This is a genomic window from Dyella nitratireducens, from assembly GCF_014642835.1.
Lineage (GTDB): Bacteria > Pseudomonadota > Gammaproteobacteria > Xanthomonadales > Rhodanobacteraceae > Dyella_B > Dyella_B nitratireducens.
On the sequence record NZ_BMJA01000001.1, the window covers coordinates 2,198,192 to 2,215,025 of the forward strand.

The following is a 16,834-nucleotide window of genomic DNA, read 5'->3' on the forward strand; positions in this document are numbered from 1 at the left end:
GAAGCGCAGAGTACGTACCGATCGGTAACATTGTCAACCCGCTCGTTTATGGCCATGCGTTCTAAATCTTCCCCCGACTCCATCCCCGAAGCCCCGCGTCGTGCGGCAGACCGCATCCGCGACACCGCCTTCGACCTGTTCTACCGCGAGGGTATCCGCGCCGTCGGCGTGGAGGAAATCGTCAGCCAGGCCGGCGTGACCAAGCCCAGCCTGTATCGCGCGTTCGAGTCGAAGGACGAACTGATCGCCGCCTACCTGCGCGATTACGACCAGCGTTTCTGCGAGCGCTTCGAGGCGCCCGGGGCGGATCATCCCGATGATCCCAAGGCGCACTTGCTGGCATACGTCGATCGGCTATCAAGGCGTGCCAGTCGCGATGGCTATCGCGGCTGCGGCCTCACCAATGCGGTGATCGAATACCCTGATCACGACCACCCTGCGCACCAGGTGGCGGTGGAGAGCAAGCAAAACCTGCGCGAACGGTTGCGCGAGATGTGCCGTGCCATGGGTGCGCGCGATCCGGACGAGTTGGCTGACGGTCTGCTGTTGCTGATCGAGGGCAGTTACGTTTCCGGCCAGACCTTCGGCGACGGTGGACCGGCACGCATGCTTGGTGTGATGGCGCGGCGATTGATCGACGCCTCGATGTAGGCGCGTTACGTCAACTTTCTTTGCGGACAAGGCAGGATGCTGCACTGCCGATAGGACGTCGTTAACGCTAAACTAACCGCACTGATGAGCATCGAAGCCGTTTCCACCCCCGACCGTGACCTGCTGCGCCCCTGGCGTTACTTGTGGCGCGTGCCGCTGCTGCTGGTGCACATAGTGCTTGGCATCATGTTGTGCGGGTTCATCCTCACCTGGCATCGCAACGGTGTGATGAAGAACGGGCGCGAGCCGTTCACCCATCGCATGATCCGTGCCTGGTCCACCGGGCTGATGCGCATCTTCGGCCTGCGCTCGGTGCGCGTCGGACAACCGCTGCGCGATCCGGTGCTGTTCGTCGCCAACCACACCTCGTGGATCGATATCGAGCTGTTGCACAGCCAGCGCGCAGCCTGCTTCGTGGCCAAGGCGGAAATCGCCAGCTGGCCGCTGGTCGGCTGGCTGGCGGCGAGTGGCGGCACCATCTTCCATCGGCGCGGCAGCAACCATTCGCTGGCGGCGGTGATGCAGGTGATGGTGGAACGGCTGCGCGCCGGCCGCTCCGTGGCGGTGTTCCCCGAAGGCGGCACCGGCCACAACGGCGTGCTGAAAGTGTTCCATGCACGCATCTTCCAGGCCGCACTCGATGCCGAGGTGCCGGTACAGCCCGTGGCGCTGCGCTTTGTGCGTGACGGCAAGCGGCAGATCGACGCCGGTTTTCGCGACCACGAAAACTTCCTGCAGAACTTCCTGCGCATGCTCGGCGGCGCGCCGATGGATGCGGAAGTGCATTTCCTCGAGCCGGTGCCGGCCAGTCCCGAAGGCCGCCGCCGCATGGCGGACTTGTCGCGCGAACGCATCGCTGCCGCGCTCGAGGACCGTCAGTGATCCTACCGCAAGGACGCGACTTCCAGCCGTCTTGGCCGCTGACCAGCGGGCATATTCAAACCATGCTCTCTTCCAGCGGCGTGCGCCGCACGCTGCTGCCACGCCGCGCTTATCGCGTGCTGGATGGTGCGCAGGAGGTCATGGTGGATGGCGGCGACGGCATTCGCCTCACCGGTTCGTTCACGGCGCAAAACGCGCAAGCCCAGTCGCGCGGCCTGGCCGTGCTGTTCCACGGTTGGGAAGGCAGCGTCGATTCCACCTACGTGCTGCAAACGGGTAGCCGCTTGCTCGACGACGGCTGGGACATCTTCCGCCTCAACTTCCGCGACCATGGTGAAAGCCACGGGCTCAACGAAGCGCTGTTTCATTCCTGCCGGATCGATGAAGTGGTGCATGCGTTGGGCGACATCGCGCGCCGCTGGCCTGCGCGCGTGATGGCGCTGGCAGGATTTTCGCTCGGCGGCAATTTCGCGCTGCGCGTGGCCATGCAGGCGCCGCGGCATGGCATTCCACTCGACTATGCGCTGGCGGTGTGCCCGATCATCGATCCCAGCGAAGGTTTGTTCTCGCTGGAAGAATCCGCGCCGTGGTTCTACCAGGCGTACTTCATGAACAAATGGCGGCGTTCGCTGCGCGCAAAGCAGAAGGCATTTCCGGAAGTTCAATATTTCGAACTGCAGGAATTGAAGCAAAACCTGCGCGGCCTCACCGAATCGCTGGTATTGCGTCACACCGATTTCGGTTCGCTGGAAGCCTATTTGGACGGCTATTCGGTAGCAGGCCGCACGCTGCAGCAGATGCAGATTCCGGCCACCATTCTTACCGCGCACGATGATCCGGTGATTCCCGTCGCCGCGTTCGAGAAGCTTGAGCTGCCCGGCAACGTCGAACTCGATATCGCGACCTATGGCGGCCACTGCGGTTTCATTCGCGGCTGGAATATGACCAGCTTCTGCGACGATTACATCGCCGCACGTTTCAACGCGATCGCCGAAGGGCAATCCCCGCATCCTTAAGTTCGGTGTGACTTTCCGCACGGATGACTTCCTGCAGGCGGAGGTTGCTGGCAGGTGCGCGTAAGCTCCCGCCCGCACCTTCGCCTAAACGTCGCCGGGAGTCGTCATGAAACGTCACACCGCCGTTCTGCCTGCCTTGTTGTCACTGACCTTGTCCGCAGCTTGCTTCGCCGCAAATCCGCCGCAGGATGGTGAGCTGGTGAAAGCTGGCAGGCATCCCGGTTGTGAAGGTATGGATGTAAAAGCCTGCGTCGAACAAGCCATCGCCGCCATGGGCGGCCGGCAGCGGCTCGAAGGCATCCACAGCATCCGTTACGACGCTATCGGACATACCGTGTTGGCGGAACAATCGTACAGGCAGCAGCCGTTTATCACGTCCTACGAACGTGACAAGGTCACCGTCGATTTCGACAAGCAGCGATCCGTGAGTGATGAGCAGCTCACCTGGCCGGAAGCCGATCCACATACCGAGACTGTCGAAGCCACGCTGATTGCAACAGCGCAGGGCGCCGTGCTTCATGGCAAGCATGGCGATTCACCCGCTTCGTTGGCGGATCAGGATACGGCCCGCGATACCCTGGCACTGGGTCCAGAACGCCTGTTGCTCAATGCGGCGGCCGCCGGCGATCTGCATTACGCCGCCTCAGAATGGCTGCGCGCCACGCCACATAGTGTGGTGGAATTCAGCTGGCAAGGCACGCCGATACGCGTGCTCCTCAATGCGCACAACCATTTGCCGGACGCATGGGAGCGCACAAGCCATTTCAACGACTTCTGGTTCGCCTGGGGCGATGTCCAGCAGCGCATCTATTTCGACAACTGGCATCTCGTGCAGGGCGTGCTCTTTCCGACCAACCGCATCGATCAACGCAACGGCGTGTGGTTCGCCTCCATGCAACTGCTCAATCCGGTGTTCAACGTCGACGTCGACGATAAGGTATTCGCGATGGATTCCGCCGTTGCCGCCAAGAGCGTGCAAGCCAAAGGCTGGAATCGCGTGTTCAGCGACAAACAGCGCGTGGAACTTGCGCCGGGTATCGAGCTTTACCAGGGTGCGTGGAACACCACCTTCATCAAGCAGGATGATGGCGTGCTGGTACTGGAAGCGCCGATCTCTCCCGCCTACGTCAAAGGTGTCTTTGCCAAGCTGCGTAGCGAATATCCAGGCGTACCGATCAAGGGTGTGCTCAGTACTTCCGATTCATGGCCGCACATTGCCGGTGTCAGAGAGGCCGTCGCCGAGGATCTGCCGGTCTACGCGCTCGACCTCAACCGGCCGCTGCTGGATCGGTTAGTCAGCGCCCCGCATCGCTTGCAGCCTGATGATTTGCAGATGCATCCCAGGTCGGCACATTGGATCACGGTGGGTGATCGTCTCGTGTTGGGCGAGGGTGCCAATCAGGTCGTGCTGTATCCGTTGCGCGGCGCATCGACTGAACGCCAGTACATGGTGTATTTCCCGCAGCACAAACTGCTGTACGCGAGCGACACGTTGGCGCTGAACCCCGACAACACGCTCTACGATCCGGATCTGATGTACGAAGTGGCACAAGCCGTTGCGCGCGAACATCTTCAGGTCGATACGGTGTATGCCATGCATGAGGGGCCTACGCCATGGACGCAGATACAGCAGCAACTCGCCCAAGCCATGTCGACGGCCAAGCCGACGGGTTAATCCGCCGGCACGCAGCGGCTCTGTGCCCATGCGCGCAACGCATCCACCTGTTCGCGCATCAGCACCGATAGCGGCTTTGTCGTCTGCAAGGCATGCAGCAGCGTCGCCTGATCGAGCGCACCGCCGTTGCCGCTGGCGTCGTAAAGCGCGCTGACGATGGACTGCTCGATTTCCGCGCCTGAAAAGCCTTCGCTGGCCTGCACCAATGCGTTCAAGTCGAACTCATTCGTATCCAGCTTGCGCCGCTTCAGATGCATGGCGAAGATCGCTGCGCGCACTTCGGGCTTGGGCAGGTCGACGAAGAAAATTTCATCGAAGCGACCCTTGCGCAGCAATTCCGCCGGCAATTCGTGTACGGCGTTGGCTGTCGCCACCACGAACACCTTGGCCTTGCGCTCCGCCATCCAGGTAAGCAAATAACCGAGTACACGCCGCGAAACGCCGCCATCTTCACCGCCGCTGGCAAGACCTTTCTCGATTTCATCGATCCACAGCACGCAAGGCGCCAGTGTTTCGCAGCTTGCCAGCGCTTCGCGCAGATTCTTTTCGGTTTCGCCCTGGTACTTGTCGTAGAGCGAGCCGAAATCCATGCGTATCAGCGGTACGCCAAAGCCGCCGGCAATCGCCTTGGAAACCAGGCTTTTGCCGCAGCCTTGCACACCCAGCAACAACACACCCTTGGGTGGATCGAGTGCGGGGTTGGGGCTGGGATCGAGAAATACGGCACGTCGCCGCTGCACCCACTCGCGTACCTGGCTCACGCCGGCCACGTCGGCGAAGCTGGCGGTGGCGTATTCGTAATGCAGCAAGCCGGAGCGGTTGAGCAGCTCGAACTTGGCCTTCATCAACTCGGGCAAATCGTTCGCATTGAGCGCGCCGTCGTTGTAAATAAGCTTGCGCACGATGCGCCGCGCGTCCGGTGCGCTTAGCCCCACCAGATTGCGCACGATGATGCGCGCCGCTTCGTTATCCACTTCCAGCTTGCGGTTGTTCTCCCGCTGCCAGGCAGCAGCTTCGCCGCGCATGATGCCGGCCAGTTCCTTGATGTCGGGCAGCGCCAGCGGCACGCGCGTGGCCAGCGATTCAAGTTCCTGCGGCAGCTCGACCTTCGCACCCACCAGCACCAGCGTATGCGCAGCAGAGCGCTGCCGTTGCACGATGTCGCGCATCTGGCGCAAGGTTACGGCGTATTGCAGCAAGGGCTGAAAATCGAACAGCAGATAGATGCTGCGCTCTTGTTCCGCGCGAATCGCGTTGAGTGTGGACGTGGCGTCGGACGCGACCTCCGGGTTGCTCGGCGCGTTGAAGTCCAGCCGTTCCAGGCCGTTGGTAAGCGTCCAGCGCCACAGCGGGTGCAGCGCCTGGGCGATGACATGGCGAAAACACTCGATCACCCGCTGTTCGTCGATTGTTTCAATCACCAGCAAGGGTGTCGCGGCACGCACCAGCGTGCTCAGGTCGTCCAATTCGCTCATGCATCCTCCGGCAAGGCTGCCTAAGGTAACAGGCTGTCACGACCGGATCATGGCCCGCGCGTTACGCTCGCTCGAGACAAGCGCTGACTTGCACCGGCACAACCCTGCCCCAAACTGACGGGTTTCCATGGCATCGGAGATTCCCCATGCAGCTACGCAGCGATAACTTCCAGCACGGCCAAGCGATTCCACCCCAACTGGCCTTCGCCAGGCTCGGCAAGCCGGTGGCTTTGTCGGACAACCTCAGTCCGCACCTGGCCTGGAAAGATGCACCGGCAGGTACGCGTTCGTTCGTGCTCACCTGCATCGACAACGATGTGCCGAGCAAACCCGATGACGTGAACAAGGAAGGCCGCACCGTTCCCGCCGATCTGCCGCGCGTGGAATTCGTGCATTGGCTGATGGCGAACATCCCCGCCGAATGTGGTGAGCTGGCCGAAGGAGCCTGCAGCGACGACATCACGCCGCACGGCAAGCAGCAGCCGTATGGCCCACCGGGCAGCGTCCAAGGCGTCAATAGCTATACCGACTGGTTCGCGGGCGACGTGCAGATGGAAGGCAGCTATCTGGGCTACGACGGTCCATGCCCGCCCTGGAACGATTCGCTGGTGCATCACTATCACTTCCGCGTCTATGCCCTGGATACACCGAGCCTGCCGTTGAGCCAGGGTTTTTTGTTGGAAGAACTGCGCGCGGCGATGGCCGGTCACGTGCTGGCCGAGGCATTGCTCACCGGCACTTACAGCCTCAATCCCGCCGTGACCGCCTGATTACATGCGTTCCTTTTCCTCCGGGAGAGGGAACCATGCTGCTCGATTCAACCGAAAGACCTTTTGCAGGTACACACCCTCATCACGACCGTCGCGGTGAGGGCAGGCATGGCATCAAGCATTGGAAGGGCTCGCATAGACCTCTCGGGTTGGGTCCTGACGATAGTCGCGGTGTTGGTGGTGCTGGGTTTTGGATTGAAGAAGCCCGACAACAACTGGGACCTCATCGGTTATGTCGCCGTCGCCCTCAGCGCGGATGGTTACCGGGGCGCCCGCCTCAACGAAGAAACCTACGCCACCCTGCAAAAAGGGGTGGATGCCGACACGTTTCAAAACCTGACGACGGGTCCATACAGGGAAACGGTTTTCAAGGATCCATCGTCCCTCGCGCAGCAATTGCCGTTCTATCGCATCCGGGTGCTGTACGTCGGGTTGATTCGGCTGGTCCATGCCATGGGGGCCGACTACCTGCGATCGGCCTATATCGTCAGCGCCACGTTTGCGGCGTTATCCGTGTTGCTGCTTGCCGTCATCAGCCGCCAGGCCGGTGCGCCGTTGATAGCGGTGCCGTTGGTGGTGTTGTTTGTGGGTTTGCTTGACGTCGCAAGACTATCTACACCGGACGCCATGGCCTGCTTCTTTTCGCTGCTCACCATGTATGGCCTGGCGAGGAAAACAGCGCTGGTTTTTGTCGTTGCCTCCTTGCTCCCCCTGATCAGGACCGACTTCCTGCTGCTTTCGCTGCTGGTGCTGGGTTACACCTTTGTTACTGGCAAGCGCATGCACTCGGTGGCAGCGCTGGTGGTGGCCGTAGTGCTCTATCTGCTCGTCACCAGGATGTGTGGGGCCTATGGATGGTTAACGTTGTTCAACATGTCGTTGATCAGCAAGACGCCTTATCCGGCTTCATTGGTACCGTCGCATGTCATCGGCGATTACCTGCGGCCTTACATCTCCACAGCCTACGGCTTCACGATGCATCCGCATTTCGTCATCTATGGATTGGCTGTCTTTTGGTTATTGACGAGGCGGCGAGTGGAACGGACAGATCCGGAATTCCATCGGATCTGCGCTTTTTTGCTCATACCCTTGGGCTTCGTCCTGCTTCACCTGCTGCTCTTTCCTGCCGACACGTATCGCTTTTTCATCTTTGCGGCATCGCTGGCCGCCATTTGGCTGCTCGGCCAAATAAGGTCTGCCGGAGCTCCGCGTAGCGGTATCACGCGGGAAGCCTAAAATCCATCTTTCCGCCGGTTGCACCGCCATGTGGGCACACGGAGGCCCCATGCCTTCACGCCAGCACAGCACGCCCTGTGGCACATGGAAAACGGGGTCGCGACAGGTGCCCTCGGATGGAGGAGGAATGCTGTCATGCTGCATTACGCCCTGGTCTTCCTGGTCATCGCGGTCATTGCTGCCCTGCTTGGTTTTACCGGGATAGCCGGTACCGCCGCGTGGATCGCCAAGGTGCTGTTCGTGCTATTTCTGATTCTCGCCGTCATCGCCTTTTTCCGCCGAGCCAGCTGAACAGTGCGAAGATGGGTTCAGCCAACAGCGCGGCAAACCGTTAGAGTGAACATCCTTGATCTCACGGAGAAACGTCATGAACAACGAAGTCCAGACGAACGAAAACAATGTCCAGGGACGCATCGACCAAGGCGCCGAGCGCATCAAGCAAGCGACTTCCGATGCCGTGGCGAGCAGCAAGGAAAAATTTGATCGGGCTGCCGATCGCGTCGAAGAACGCGTGCATCACGCTACCGACAAGGCCGCGCACGCTGCCAATCGCGCCTCCGACAAGGTCTCCGAGGCTACCGAGCGTGGGCGCGAGGCTTACGACCATGCCAGGGAACGTGCCGACGAATGGCTGGAAGAAGTGCGCGAATACGTGCGCGAAAAGCCTGTACAGGCCGTGGCGATTGCTCTCGGCGCCGGCTGGCTGCTCGGCCGCATCCTGCGTCGCTGAACTTGACTGGCAATTAGGCACGGAGGCGGGCGATGCACGATTCCGTGCGCGACAACGAAACAGCGGCAGCACCAGAACCGGGCGGCGAAGCGGCGCCGGACGGCTTGCTTGACGATCTTGGCCGGCTCGCACGCGGAGTGCGCAGCCTGTTCGGCGCGCAACTGAGCCTGCTCGCTGCGGAACTCGGGTTGGCGCGCAGTGCCGTGTCCTGGCTTCTGGCGGCAGGTCTGGGTGCCACCGTTGCAGGCGTGGGTCTAGGGCTCACTCTGCTTGGCCTGATCGGGCTGGTGCTGGCCAAATGGTTCGATTCCTGGATATGGGCCTTCGTGGTACTTGCCGTGCTGGAAGCCTTGGTGCTGTTTGGCGCCATCCTGCTGTTCCGCCGCTGCATGCACTGGATGAGCCTGCCGGGTACGCGACAGGAGTGGCGTGCAATCATGCGCGACACGCTGCAGCGGGCCGAGCGTGACATCGATGCAGGCAAGGGGGAGGTCTGACATGAGCTTGTTCAAGCAACTGGAAAAAGTGGACCAGGCGCGCCAACGCGTGGCCCTGCACCGCGAAGAAATGGCCAGGCCGGCGGCGGCATTGCTGGAACGCGGCTACCACCATCCGCTGACCACGGTGGGTGCGGCGGCTGGCGCGGGCTTCGTGCTCGGCAGCCTGGGTGTAGGTCCGCTGCGCGTACCGGGGCTGATCACTACGGTCAGCGCCGGGCTGGCGGAAATCGTGGCGTACGGCACGCGCCTGATCGCCGAAATGGGCATGGACGAAGGCGACCACGCCAGCGACAGCGACGAACCATGACCGCCATCGAACCCACGGCGCGGCCAGGTACGGCGCCCGTGGAGGAAACGCCGCACGGAACGCCGGCCGCGCGTGCACCGGCCGGTGTGGCGAAAGAAGTAAGGCAGGCAACGCGCGGCGTCTATCGGATGCACGGCCATATGCGTGCCATCCGCATGACGCTCAACGCACTGCTGATCCTCGCCCTGCTCTACACCGTCACCCTGGTCAAAGCGCTGATCATTCCGCTGGTGCTGGCCGCTTTCATCGGCTTGGCCCTGAACCCCATCGTCGCGCGCGGCACGCGCCATCACATTCCGCGCTGGCTGGGCGCGAGCGTGCTGATGGTCACGCTGATCACCGCCATCGCCAGTGGCATCGGCATGCTGACCGAGCCAGCGTTGACCTGGCTGCATACTGCGCCGTCGCAGATCCGCAGTTTCATTCCCAAGCTGCAGCATTTCACGCGTCCGCTGGAAGCGGCAGGCCGCGCCACGCAGGCATTGGTCAATGGCCATCCCACCTTGTCTGCACAGAATCCCAGTGACGTGGCCATCAGCGTGTGGGATGTGCTGGCGAACACGCCGAAGGTGCTGGCGGCCGTGCTCACCGTACTGCTGCTGGTGTATTTCTTCCTGGTCTACGGCGACCTCATCCTGCGCCGGCTGGTCGAGATTGCCCCCAACTTCGGTTACAAACGCCACGCCGTCAGCATCGTGCGCGGCATCCAGACCGAAGTGTCGCGCTACATCCTCACGACGATCGTGATCAATGTGTCTCTCGGCGTCACCACGGCCGGCATGCTCTATGTGCTGCACATGCCTGACCCACTGCTGTGGGGAACGGTGGCGATGTTCGCCAACTTCATTCCTTATGTCGGCGCGATCGTCACCACCACGACCTTGCTGTTCGTGGGGTTGATCCATTTCGAAGTGCTGACCAACGCCTTGCTGCCGGCGGTGTGCTTCGCGTGCATCACGGCGGTGGAAGGCAACTTGATTACGCCATGGATCCTCGGACGGCGCATGCGCGTGAGCCCGATCGCCATCCTGATCTGGTTGCTGATCTGGGGTTGGTTGTGGGGTGTGCCGGGTGCGCTGCTGGCGGTGCCGATGCTGACCAGTGCGAAGCTGATTGCGGAGCGGGTGCGCGGGTGGGAATGGTTTGCGCGGATGGTGCAGCGCTGACCACACTCCCCTCTCCTTTTCGAAGAGGGGCGTAGGTTGGGGTGCAAACCCCAACATCGCTATGCAGGTGAATATCCTGGTGTTGGGGTTTGCACCCCAACCTACATCACGGCGCTTGTGCGACGTTCGAGCAGCTCGCGTCATCACACGCCTGCCAACCACCGCCCAGCGCCTTGTACAACGCCACCGCACGCGTATCGATCGCACTTTCCGACTGCGCCAACGCATCTTCCGCTGACAGCTGCACGCGTTCGGCATCCAGCAATTCCAGATAACCGGTCGCGCCTTCCTGATAACGCACGCGTGCCAGCTCGGCCGCACGCCGGCTCTGATCTGCCTGTGCCATCAGCTGCTCGACGCGCCCATGCTCGGCGTTGTAGTTGGTCACCGCGTTGTCGACATCCTCCACGGCTTCCAGCACCGTGCGCTGGTAATTCGCCTCGGCGGCATCGGCACGTGCTTCACTGGCATGCAGATTCGAGCGCACGCGTTCCACGTTCAACCCGTTCCAGGTGATGCTGGGCATGTACGACCATGCGCGCGAGGCAGGCCCGCCGAAATCATTGCTTTGTCCAGCCAGGAAACCCACAAAGCCGCCTAGCGTTATATGCGGAAAGAAATCCGCCTTCGCCACGCCAATGCGCGCGGTCGCAGCGGCGTACTGCCGTTCTGCGATGCGCACGTCAGGACGGCGTGCAAGCACATCGCCGTTTTCGCCAATCGGCAGTACGGTGGCGATGGGCTTGAAGGTGGTGGGCGATACATCAACGTCCAGTTCACCTGGCCGTTCGCCGAGCAACACTGCCAGCCGGTACTCGTAGGAACGAATCTGCGCATCGAGCACCGGCAATTGCGCCTTCGCCGCGCTGAGCTGTGCGCTGGCACTCGCGACGTCCTGATCCGAAGCAGTACCGATCTGCGCGCGTGCATTGATCAGCTTCAACGAATCCGCTTGATTGGCGATATTGCGTTGGGCAATGGCGAGGCGCTGCTGGGTGCCGCGCAATTCAAAATAATTGCGCGCCACTTCGGCGAACAAGGTCACCTGTGCATCATGCATCGAGGCTTCGCTGGCACCGAGATCGTCACGCGCCGCTTCCACCGAACGTCGAATGCCGCCGAACAGATCGAGTTCCCATGAAGCGTCGAACCCGGCCTGATACGTATCAGCCGATATGCGCTGCGTGGTAAAGCCAGGCTGTTGCTCACGCGAACGCTGGAAATCGACCGTGGTGTCGATGGTCGGAATCTGATCCGACTTCGCCGTGCCAAGCAACGCGCGCGACTCGGCCAGCCGCGCCCGCGCGATGCGCAGATCGAGGCTGCCCTTGGCCGCGCGCTGGATCAGCGTATCTAGCACCGGATCGTTGAACTGCTTCCACCACGTGGCCTGGAATTGCGCGTTGTTTTCACGCGCCGCATCGACGTTCTGCACCTTGGCCGGTGGCGTGTTGGGGGTCTTGTAATCCGGCCCCACGCTGGCGCATCCGGCCAGCGCGAGTGCCGCAAACAAGGTGGTGTTGCGAAGAACATTAGCGATAAAAGAAGGTGTCATCTCAATGCCCCTCCAAGGCGGGCAAGTTGGATGCGTGCTGCTTCTTGCGCGCTTCGCGGCGTTCCACCACGGCGCGGATCAGCACATAGAACAGTGGCGTATAGATCAGGCCGAAGATGGTCACGCCGAGCATGCCGGAGAACACCGCCACGCCCATCGCGTGACGCATTTCCGCACCGGCACCGTGCGAGGTCACCAGCGGCACCACGCCCATGATGAAGGCGATTGACGTCATCAGGATCGGGCGCAGACGCAGGCGAGCCGCTTCCAGCACCGCGTCGTAGCGCGTCATGCCTTCATGCTGACGTTCGCGTGCGAATTCCACGATCAGGATCGCGTTCTTGCACGCCAGGCCCACCAGCACGATCAAACCGATCTGGGTGAAGATGTTGTTGTCACCACCCGACAGCCATACACCGGCAATCGCGGACAGCAGCACCATCGGCACGATCAGGATCACCGCCAGCGGCAGCGACCAGCTCTCGTACAACGAGGACAGCACCAGGAACACCAACAGCACGCACAACGGGAACACCAGGATGGCGGTGTTGCCGGCCAGAATCTGCTGATAGGTGAGCTCGGTCCACTCGTAGCTCATGCCGTTCGGCAAATTGTCTTGCGCCAGCTTTTCCATCGCGGCCTGCGCTTGACCGGAACTGAAGCCCGGCGCCGGACCACCGTTGATCTCCGCGGTGATGTAGCCGTTGTAATGCTGCACGCGTTCCAGTCCTGCAGTACGGCGCACCGTGAGGAACGAACCCAGCGGCACCATCTCACCCTTGTCGTTGCGCGTCTTCAGCTGCAGGATGTTATCCGGCTCGTGCCGGAACGCAGGCTCGGCGGACACGTTCACCTGGTACACGCGACCGAAGCGATTGAAGTCGTTCACGTACAGCGAACCCATATAGGCCTGCAACGCTTCGTTGGCATCGTTGAGATCGATACCTTCGGCCTTGGCTTTCTCGCGATCCACGTCCGCGTCGATCTGCGGCACGCTCACCTGATAGCTGGAGAACAATCCCGCCAGCGCCGGTACCTTTTGGCTTTGCGCGATCAGATTCTGCGTCTGCTTGTACAACTCATCGAAACCGAGCTGGCCGCGATCTTCGATCTGGATACGGAAACCGCCGATGGTGCCGAGGCCTTGCACAGGAGGCGGCGGGAAGGTGGCGATGTAGGCATCCTGGATCGTTGCGAACTTCTGGTTCAAAGCGGCTGCAATGGCACCCGCAGACAGCGAAGGATCACGGCGCTCCTCAAACGGCTTCAGCGTCTCGAACACGATGCCCGCGTTCGTGGCATTGGTGAATCCGTTGATCGACAAACCCGGGAATGCCACGGCACTCTGCACGCCAGGCTGCTTCAACGCGATCTCCGACATGCGGCGGATCACGTCTTCCGTACGATCCAGCGATGAAGCATCCGGCAGCTGCGCGAACGACACCAGGTACTGCTTGTCCTGTTGCGGCACGAAGCCGGCCGGCACGTGATGGAAACCGAAGCCCGCCAACGCGATCAGGCCCGCATACACCACCAGCGCCACCGGTCCCAGGCCGACGATGCGGCGCACGCCGCCCACGTAGCGATCGGCGCTGCGATGGAAGAAGCGATTGAACGGACGGAAGAACCAGCCGAGCGCCTTGTCCATCAGGATGGCCACGCGATCCTTTGGCGCATCGTGACCCCGCAGCAGCACGGCAGCGAGCGCAGGGCTGAGGCTGAGCGAATTGAACGCCGAGATCACCGTTGAAATCGCAATGGTCAGCGCGAACTGGCGATAGAACTGGCCGGTAAGTCCGCTGATGAAGGCGGTCGGGATAAACACGGCGCACAACACCAGTGCCGTGGCGATGATCGGCCCTGTTACTTCGTTCATCGCGCGTCGCGTCGCTTCACGCGGTGTATGGCCCAGCTCGATATTGCGCTCGACGTTCTCCACCACCACGATCGCGTCGTCCACCACGATGCCGATCGCCAGCACCAGGCCGAACAGCGATAGTGCGTTGAGCGAGAAACCCGCGAGATACATCACCGCGAAGGTACCGATCAGCGACACCGGCACGGCGACCAGCGGAATGACCGATGCCCGCCAGGTCTGCAGGAACAGGATCACCACCAGCACGACCAGGAAGATCGCTTCGACCAGCGTATGCGCCACCGCTTCGATCGAACCACGCACGAAGACCGTCGGGTCGTAGACGATGTGGTACTCGATACCTTGCGGAAAGTCCTTGCTCAGCTCCTTCATCGTTGCGCGCACTTCATCGGAGATCTGGATCGCATTGGAGCCAGGCCGCGCGAAGATCGGAATCGCCACCGCCGGCTGGTTGTCCAGCATGCTGCGCAGCGCGTATTGATTGGAGCCCAGCTCGATGCGCGCCACATCACGCAGATGCACCACGCTGCCGTCCGGATCGGTGCGCACGATGATGTCGCCGAATTCCCCGGTGGTGCTAAGACGGCCCTGCGTGTGGATGTTGAGCTGGAAATCCGTATTGCCCGGCACCGGCGGTGCATTCAACGCACCGGCCGCCACGGCAACGTTCTGCTCCTGAATGGCACGCACGACGTCGCCGGTGGTCATGTTGCGCTGGGCCAGCTTGTTGGGATCAAGCCACACGCGCATGCTGTATTCGCCGGCACCAAACAGCTGCACGTCACCCACGCCGTCGAGACGGGCGAGTATGTCCTTGATGTGCAGACGCGCATAGTTCGACAGATACAGCATGTCGTAGCGCTTATCCGGCGACGTCAGATGTACCACCATGGTGAGGTCGGGCGAACTCTTCTGCGTGGTCACGCCCAGGCGCTGTACTTCTTCCGGCAGACGCGGCAAGGCTTGCGACACGCGGTTCTGCACTTCCACCTGTGCATTGTTGAGATCAGTACCCAGCGCGAAGGTGACAGTCAGCGTCATCTGGCCGTCGCTGGTCGCCTGCGAGGAGGAATACAGCATGCCTTCCACGCCGTTGATCTGCTCTTCCAACGGCGTGGCGACGGTTTCGCCGATCACTTCCGGGCTGGCGCCTGGATAGTTGGCGCGCACCACCACGGTGGGCGGCACCACTTCGGGGTATTCGCTGATCGGCAGCTTGAATACCGCAATGCTGCCCGCGATCACGAAGATCAGCGAGAGCACGGCGGCCATGATCGGCCGGTCGACGAAAAACTGTGCAATGTTTTTCATGTCAATTCTCGAAATTCATTGGAATGACGCATGTGCCGAATAGTTGGCCGATGCGTAATCTCTTTGCTCCCTCCCCTACGTGCAGTAGGGGAGGGTTGGGGTGGGGTGAAGCCAATCTCGCGTTGAACTCAAGCTGTGCGGCAAGCGCATGCAACCCCACCCCAGCCCTCCCCTGCCGTCGCAGGGGAGGGAGCAACTTCAGCCCTGCGAACGCTTCTGCGTGTTCCTGCTATCCGCCTGCGCCGTCTGCGAATCCTTGTTGTCCGGATTCGTCTCGGCGGCATCGACCAGCGTTTTCTCCTGCGCGTCCAGCCGGTAATCCATCGCCACCTGCTGCGGATTTACTTCCACACCCGGACGCACGTGCTGCAGACCGTTCACCACCACCACGTCGCCGGCGTTGAGGCCTTCATCGATCACACGCAGGCCATGGAACAATGGACCGATGTCGACCTTGCGGTACTGCACCTTGTGCTGCCCATCCACCACGTACACGAATTGATTGCTCAGATCCGTGCCGACGGCGCGATCGTCGATCAGCACGCGCGGATGCGGCTGACCGGCTTGCAGATGCACGCGTGCATACAAACCAGGCGTGAGCAGGCCGTTTTCCTCATCGAACACCGCGCGCAAACGCATCGTGCCGGAGCCCGGACGCACCTGGTTGTCGACGAAGTCGATGCGGCCTTCATGCGGGTAGCCTTGTTCGTCGGACAAACCCATGGTGGCTTCGATGCGTGGTGCACGGCCGTTCTTGATCGCATCGCGACGCAGACGATCAAGCTTCAGCCAGGTGTGCTCATCCACATCGAAATAGACGTAGATCGGGTTCACCGACACCACGCTGGTGAGCACGTCCGAGCTGGATACCAAGTTGCCCGCCTGGATGTGTGCGTTGCTGACACGGCCGTCGATCGGTGCGCGTACTTGCGTCCAATCAAGATTGAGTTTGGCCGTGGCCAGCGCGGCGGTGGATGCTTCAAGCGTCGCCTTCGCACTTTGCTCGCTGGTGTTCTGGCTATCGGCGTCTTCCTGCGAAATCGCATGCTGGGCAAGCAGGCGGCGTGCGCGGTCCGCATTCGACTGCGCCAGCGCGAGCTGTGCCTTCGCTTGCGCGAGGTTGGCATTCAGTCGATCGACTTCGGCCTGGAACGGACGCGGATCGATCACGAACAGCACGTCGCCCTTGTGCACTTCGGTACCTTCCTTGAACAGCACGGTATTCACATAACCGCTGACGCGCGGACGCACGTCGACGGAGTCGACCGCCTGCAACTGCCCGGTGAAGTTGGCGCTATCGCTGACCGGCCGCACCATGACCGGGGCCACGGTCACTTCAGGCGGGCCACCCTGTGCATTGGCGCCTTGGGCATGAGCGCCGCCACCATGACCGCCCAGCAGTGCCCAACTGCCGGCAATGGCTGCCACGACCAGACCGGCCAGGATTGTTTTCTTCAACATCACTCGCTCCCATTTTTTGTCATAGGCAGGGAAAGGGCGCTCCTGCGCTTTCCGCTGCATCGAGCCGCGCGGATGCCCGGGCTCGGTTACGCTGAAATCAAGCGGTTGCCATGCTTGATTCGCGACAGGTCATCCCAAACCTGCGCTGACAGGGCGATAGCAATTGCCGTGTCAGGCTTCTCTTGCGGCAGTGCAGCAAGATAGCGACGGAACGAATAATGGG

15 protein-coding genes are annotated in these 16,834 nt (G+C 61.6%); 11 read left to right on the top strand and 4 right to left on the bottom strand.

The window, feature by feature from the left end:
* Positions 1-54: 54 nt before the first annotated feature.
* From IEX75_RS10145 to IEX75_RS10160, 4 genes are all read left to right on the top strand, one after another.
* Positions 55-651, top strand: coding sequence for a TetR/AcrR family transcriptional regulator (locus tag IEX75_RS10145; protein ID WP_188794082.1), 597 nt, complete (start codon positions 55-57; stop codon positions 649-651).
* An 84-nt stretch (positions 652-735) separates the two neighbouring features.
* Positions 736-1,533, top strand: a complete 798-nt coding sequence (locus tag IEX75_RS10150) for a lysophospholipid acyltransferase family protein (protein ID WP_188794083.1) — start codon at positions 736-738, stop codon at positions 1,531-1,533.
* A gap of 62 nt (positions 1,534-1,595) precedes the next feature.
* Positions 1,596-2,549 carry a YheT family hydrolase gene (locus tag IEX75_RS10155; protein WP_423373302.1) on the top strand — a complete coding sequence of 318 codons (954 nt, stop codon included), beginning with the start codon at positions 1,596-1,598 and terminating at the stop codon, positions 2,547-2,549.
* Positions 2,550-2,655: 106 nt separating this feature from the next.
* Positions 2,656-4,224 (top strand): MBL fold metallo-hydrolase, encoded by a 1,569-nt coding sequence (locus tag IEX75_RS10160; RefSeq protein WP_188794085.1) that lies wholly within the window; start codon positions 2,656-2,658, stop codon positions 4,222-4,224.
* Here the strand turns inward: IEX75_RS10160 and IEX75_RS10165 are convergent.
* On the bottom strand, positions 4,221-5,699 hold the full coding sequence (locus tag IEX75_RS10165; RefSeq protein ID WP_188794086.1) for an AAA family ATPase: 1,479 nt from the start codon (positions 5,697-5,699) through the stop codon (positions 4,221-4,223). The genes IEX75_RS10160 and IEX75_RS10165 overlap by 4 nt on opposite strands.
* Positions 5,700-5,845: 146 nt before the next feature.
* Between IEX75_RS10165 and IEX75_RS10170 the strand changes: the two genes are divergently transcribed.
* From IEX75_RS10170 to IEX75_RS10200, 7 genes are all read left to right on the top strand, one after another.
* Positions 5,846-6,469, top strand: a complete 624-nt coding sequence (locus tag IEX75_RS10170; protein WP_188794087.1) for a YbhB/YbcL family Raf kinase inhibitor-like protein — start codon at positions 5,846-5,848, stop codon at positions 6,467-6,469.
* Between the two features lie 108 nt (positions 6,470-6,577).
* Complete coding sequence (locus IEX75_RS10175) at positions 6,578-7,705, top strand: hypothetical protein (protein ID WP_188794088.1); 1,128 nt, start codon at positions 6,578-6,580, stop codon at positions 7,703-7,705.
* A gap of 135 nt (positions 7,706-7,840) precedes the next feature.
* Positions 7,841-7,996: a DUF1328 domain-containing protein gene (locus IEX75_RS10180; RefSeq protein WP_188794089.1), complete on the top strand. Its 156-nt coding sequence runs from the start codon at positions 7,841-7,843 to the stop codon at positions 7,994-7,996.
* A 76-nt stretch (positions 7,997-8,072) separates the two neighbouring features.
* Positions 8,073-8,435 carry an ElaB/YgaM/YqjD family protein gene (locus IEX75_RS10185; protein ID WP_188794090.1) on the top strand — a complete coding sequence of 121 codons (363 nt, stop codon included), beginning with the start codon at positions 8,073-8,075 and terminating at the stop codon, positions 8,433-8,435.
* A gap of 32 nt (positions 8,436-8,467) precedes the next feature.
* Positions 8,468-8,932, top strand: a complete 465-nt coding sequence (locus tag IEX75_RS10190) for an ABC transporter ATP-binding protein (RefSeq protein WP_188794091.1) — start codon at positions 8,468-8,470, stop codon at positions 8,930-8,932.
* Between the two features lies 1 nt (position 8,933).
* The gene (locus IEX75_RS10195) at positions 8,934-9,242 is read left to right on the top strand and encodes a hypothetical protein (protein ID WP_188794092.1); all 309 of its coding nucleotides are present in this window, start codon (positions 8,934-8,936) and stop codon (positions 9,240-9,242) included.
* The gene (locus IEX75_RS10200) at positions 9,239-10,408 is read left to right on the top strand and encodes an AI-2E family transporter (RefSeq protein WP_188794093.1); all 1,170 of its coding nucleotides are present in this window, start codon (positions 9,239-9,241) and stop codon (positions 10,406-10,408) included. Before IEX75_RS10195 ends, IEX75_RS10200 begins: the two co-directional genes overlap by 4 nt.
* 106 nt (positions 10,409-10,514) lie before the next feature.
* Here the strand turns inward: IEX75_RS10200 and IEX75_RS10205 are convergent, their stop codons facing one another.
* From IEX75_RS10205 to IEX75_RS10215, 3 genes are all read right to left on the bottom strand, one after another.
* The gene (locus tag IEX75_RS10205; RefSeq protein ID WP_229720730.1) at positions 10,515-11,963 is read right to left on the bottom strand and encodes an efflux transporter outer membrane subunit; all 1,449 of its coding nucleotides are present in this window, start codon (positions 11,961-11,963) and stop codon (positions 10,515-10,517) included.
* Between the two features lies 1 nt (position 11,964).
* Positions 11,965-15,150: an efflux RND transporter permease subunit gene (locus IEX75_RS10210; protein WP_188794094.1), complete on the bottom strand. Its 3,186-nt coding sequence runs from the start codon at positions 15,148-15,150 to the stop codon at positions 11,965-11,967.
* Positions 15,151-15,348: 198 nt separating this feature from the next.
* Positions 15,349-16,611: an efflux RND transporter periplasmic adaptor subunit gene (locus IEX75_RS10215; protein ID WP_188794095.1), complete on the bottom strand. Its 1,263-nt coding sequence runs from the start codon at positions 16,609-16,611 to the stop codon at positions 15,349-15,351.
* Positions 16,612-16,834: the final 223 nt, after the last annotated feature.

What these genes read in the sequence shown, in the direction of transcription:
- IEX75_RS10200 (WP_188794093.1), top strand. Translation starts at nt 9,239, where the DNA reads ATGACCGCCATCGAACCCACGGCGCGGCCAGGTACGGCGCCCGTGGAG.
- IEX75_RS10160 (WP_188794085.1), top strand. Translation starts at nt 2,656, where the DNA reads ATGAAACGTCACACCGCCGTTCTGCCTGCCTTGTTGTCACTGACCTTG.
- IEX75_RS10195 (WP_188794092.1), top strand. Translation starts at nt 8,934, where the DNA reads ATGAGCTTGTTCAAGCAACTGGAAAAAGTGGACCAGGCGCGCCAACGC.
- IEX75_RS10190 (WP_188794091.1), top strand. Translation starts at nt 8,468, where the DNA reads ATGCACGATTCCGTGCGCGACAACGAAACAGCGGCAGCACCAGAACCG.
- IEX75_RS10210 (WP_188794094.1), bottom strand. Translation starts at nt 15,150, where the DNA reads ATGAAAAACATTGCACAGTTTTTCGTCGACCGGCCGATCATGGCCGCC.
- IEX75_RS10155 (WP_423373302.1), top strand. Translation starts at nt 1,596, where the DNA reads ATGCTCTCTTCCAGCGGCGTGCGCCGCACGCTGCTGCCACGCCGCGCT.
- IEX75_RS10165 (WP_188794086.1), bottom strand. Translation starts at nt 5,699, where the DNA reads ATGAGCGAATTGGACGACCTGAGCACGCTGGTGCGTGCCGCGACACCC.
- IEX75_RS10185 (WP_188794090.1), top strand. Translation starts at nt 8,073, where the DNA reads ATGAACAACGAAGTCCAGACGAACGAAAACAATGTCCAGGGACGCATC.
- IEX75_RS10145 (WP_188794082.1), top strand. Translation starts at nt 55, where the DNA reads ATGCGTTCTAAATCTTCCCCCGACTCCATCCCCGAAGCCCCGCGTCGT.
- IEX75_RS10175 (WP_188794088.1), top strand. Translation starts at nt 6,578, where the DNA reads ATGGCATCAAGCATTGGAAGGGCTCGCATAGACCTCTCGGGTTGGGTC.
- IEX75_RS10205 (WP_229720730.1), bottom strand. Translation starts at nt 11,963, where the DNA reads ATGACACCTTCTTTTATCGCTAATGTTCTTCGCAACACCACCTTGTTT.
- IEX75_RS10180 (WP_188794089.1), top strand. Translation starts at nt 7,841, where the DNA reads ATGCTGCATTACGCCCTGGTCTTCCTGGTCATCGCGGTCATTGCTGCC.
- IEX75_RS10215 (WP_188794095.1), bottom strand. Translation starts at nt 16,611, where the DNA reads ATGTTGAAGAAAACAATCCTGGCCGGTCTGGTCGTGGCAGCCATTGCC.
- IEX75_RS10170 (WP_188794087.1), top strand. Translation starts at nt 5,846, where the DNA reads ATGCAGCTACGCAGCGATAACTTCCAGCACGGCCAAGCGATTCCACCC.
- IEX75_RS10150 (WP_188794083.1), top strand. Translation starts at nt 736, where the DNA reads ATGAGCATCGAAGCCGTTTCCACCCCCGACCGTGACCTGCTGCGCCCC.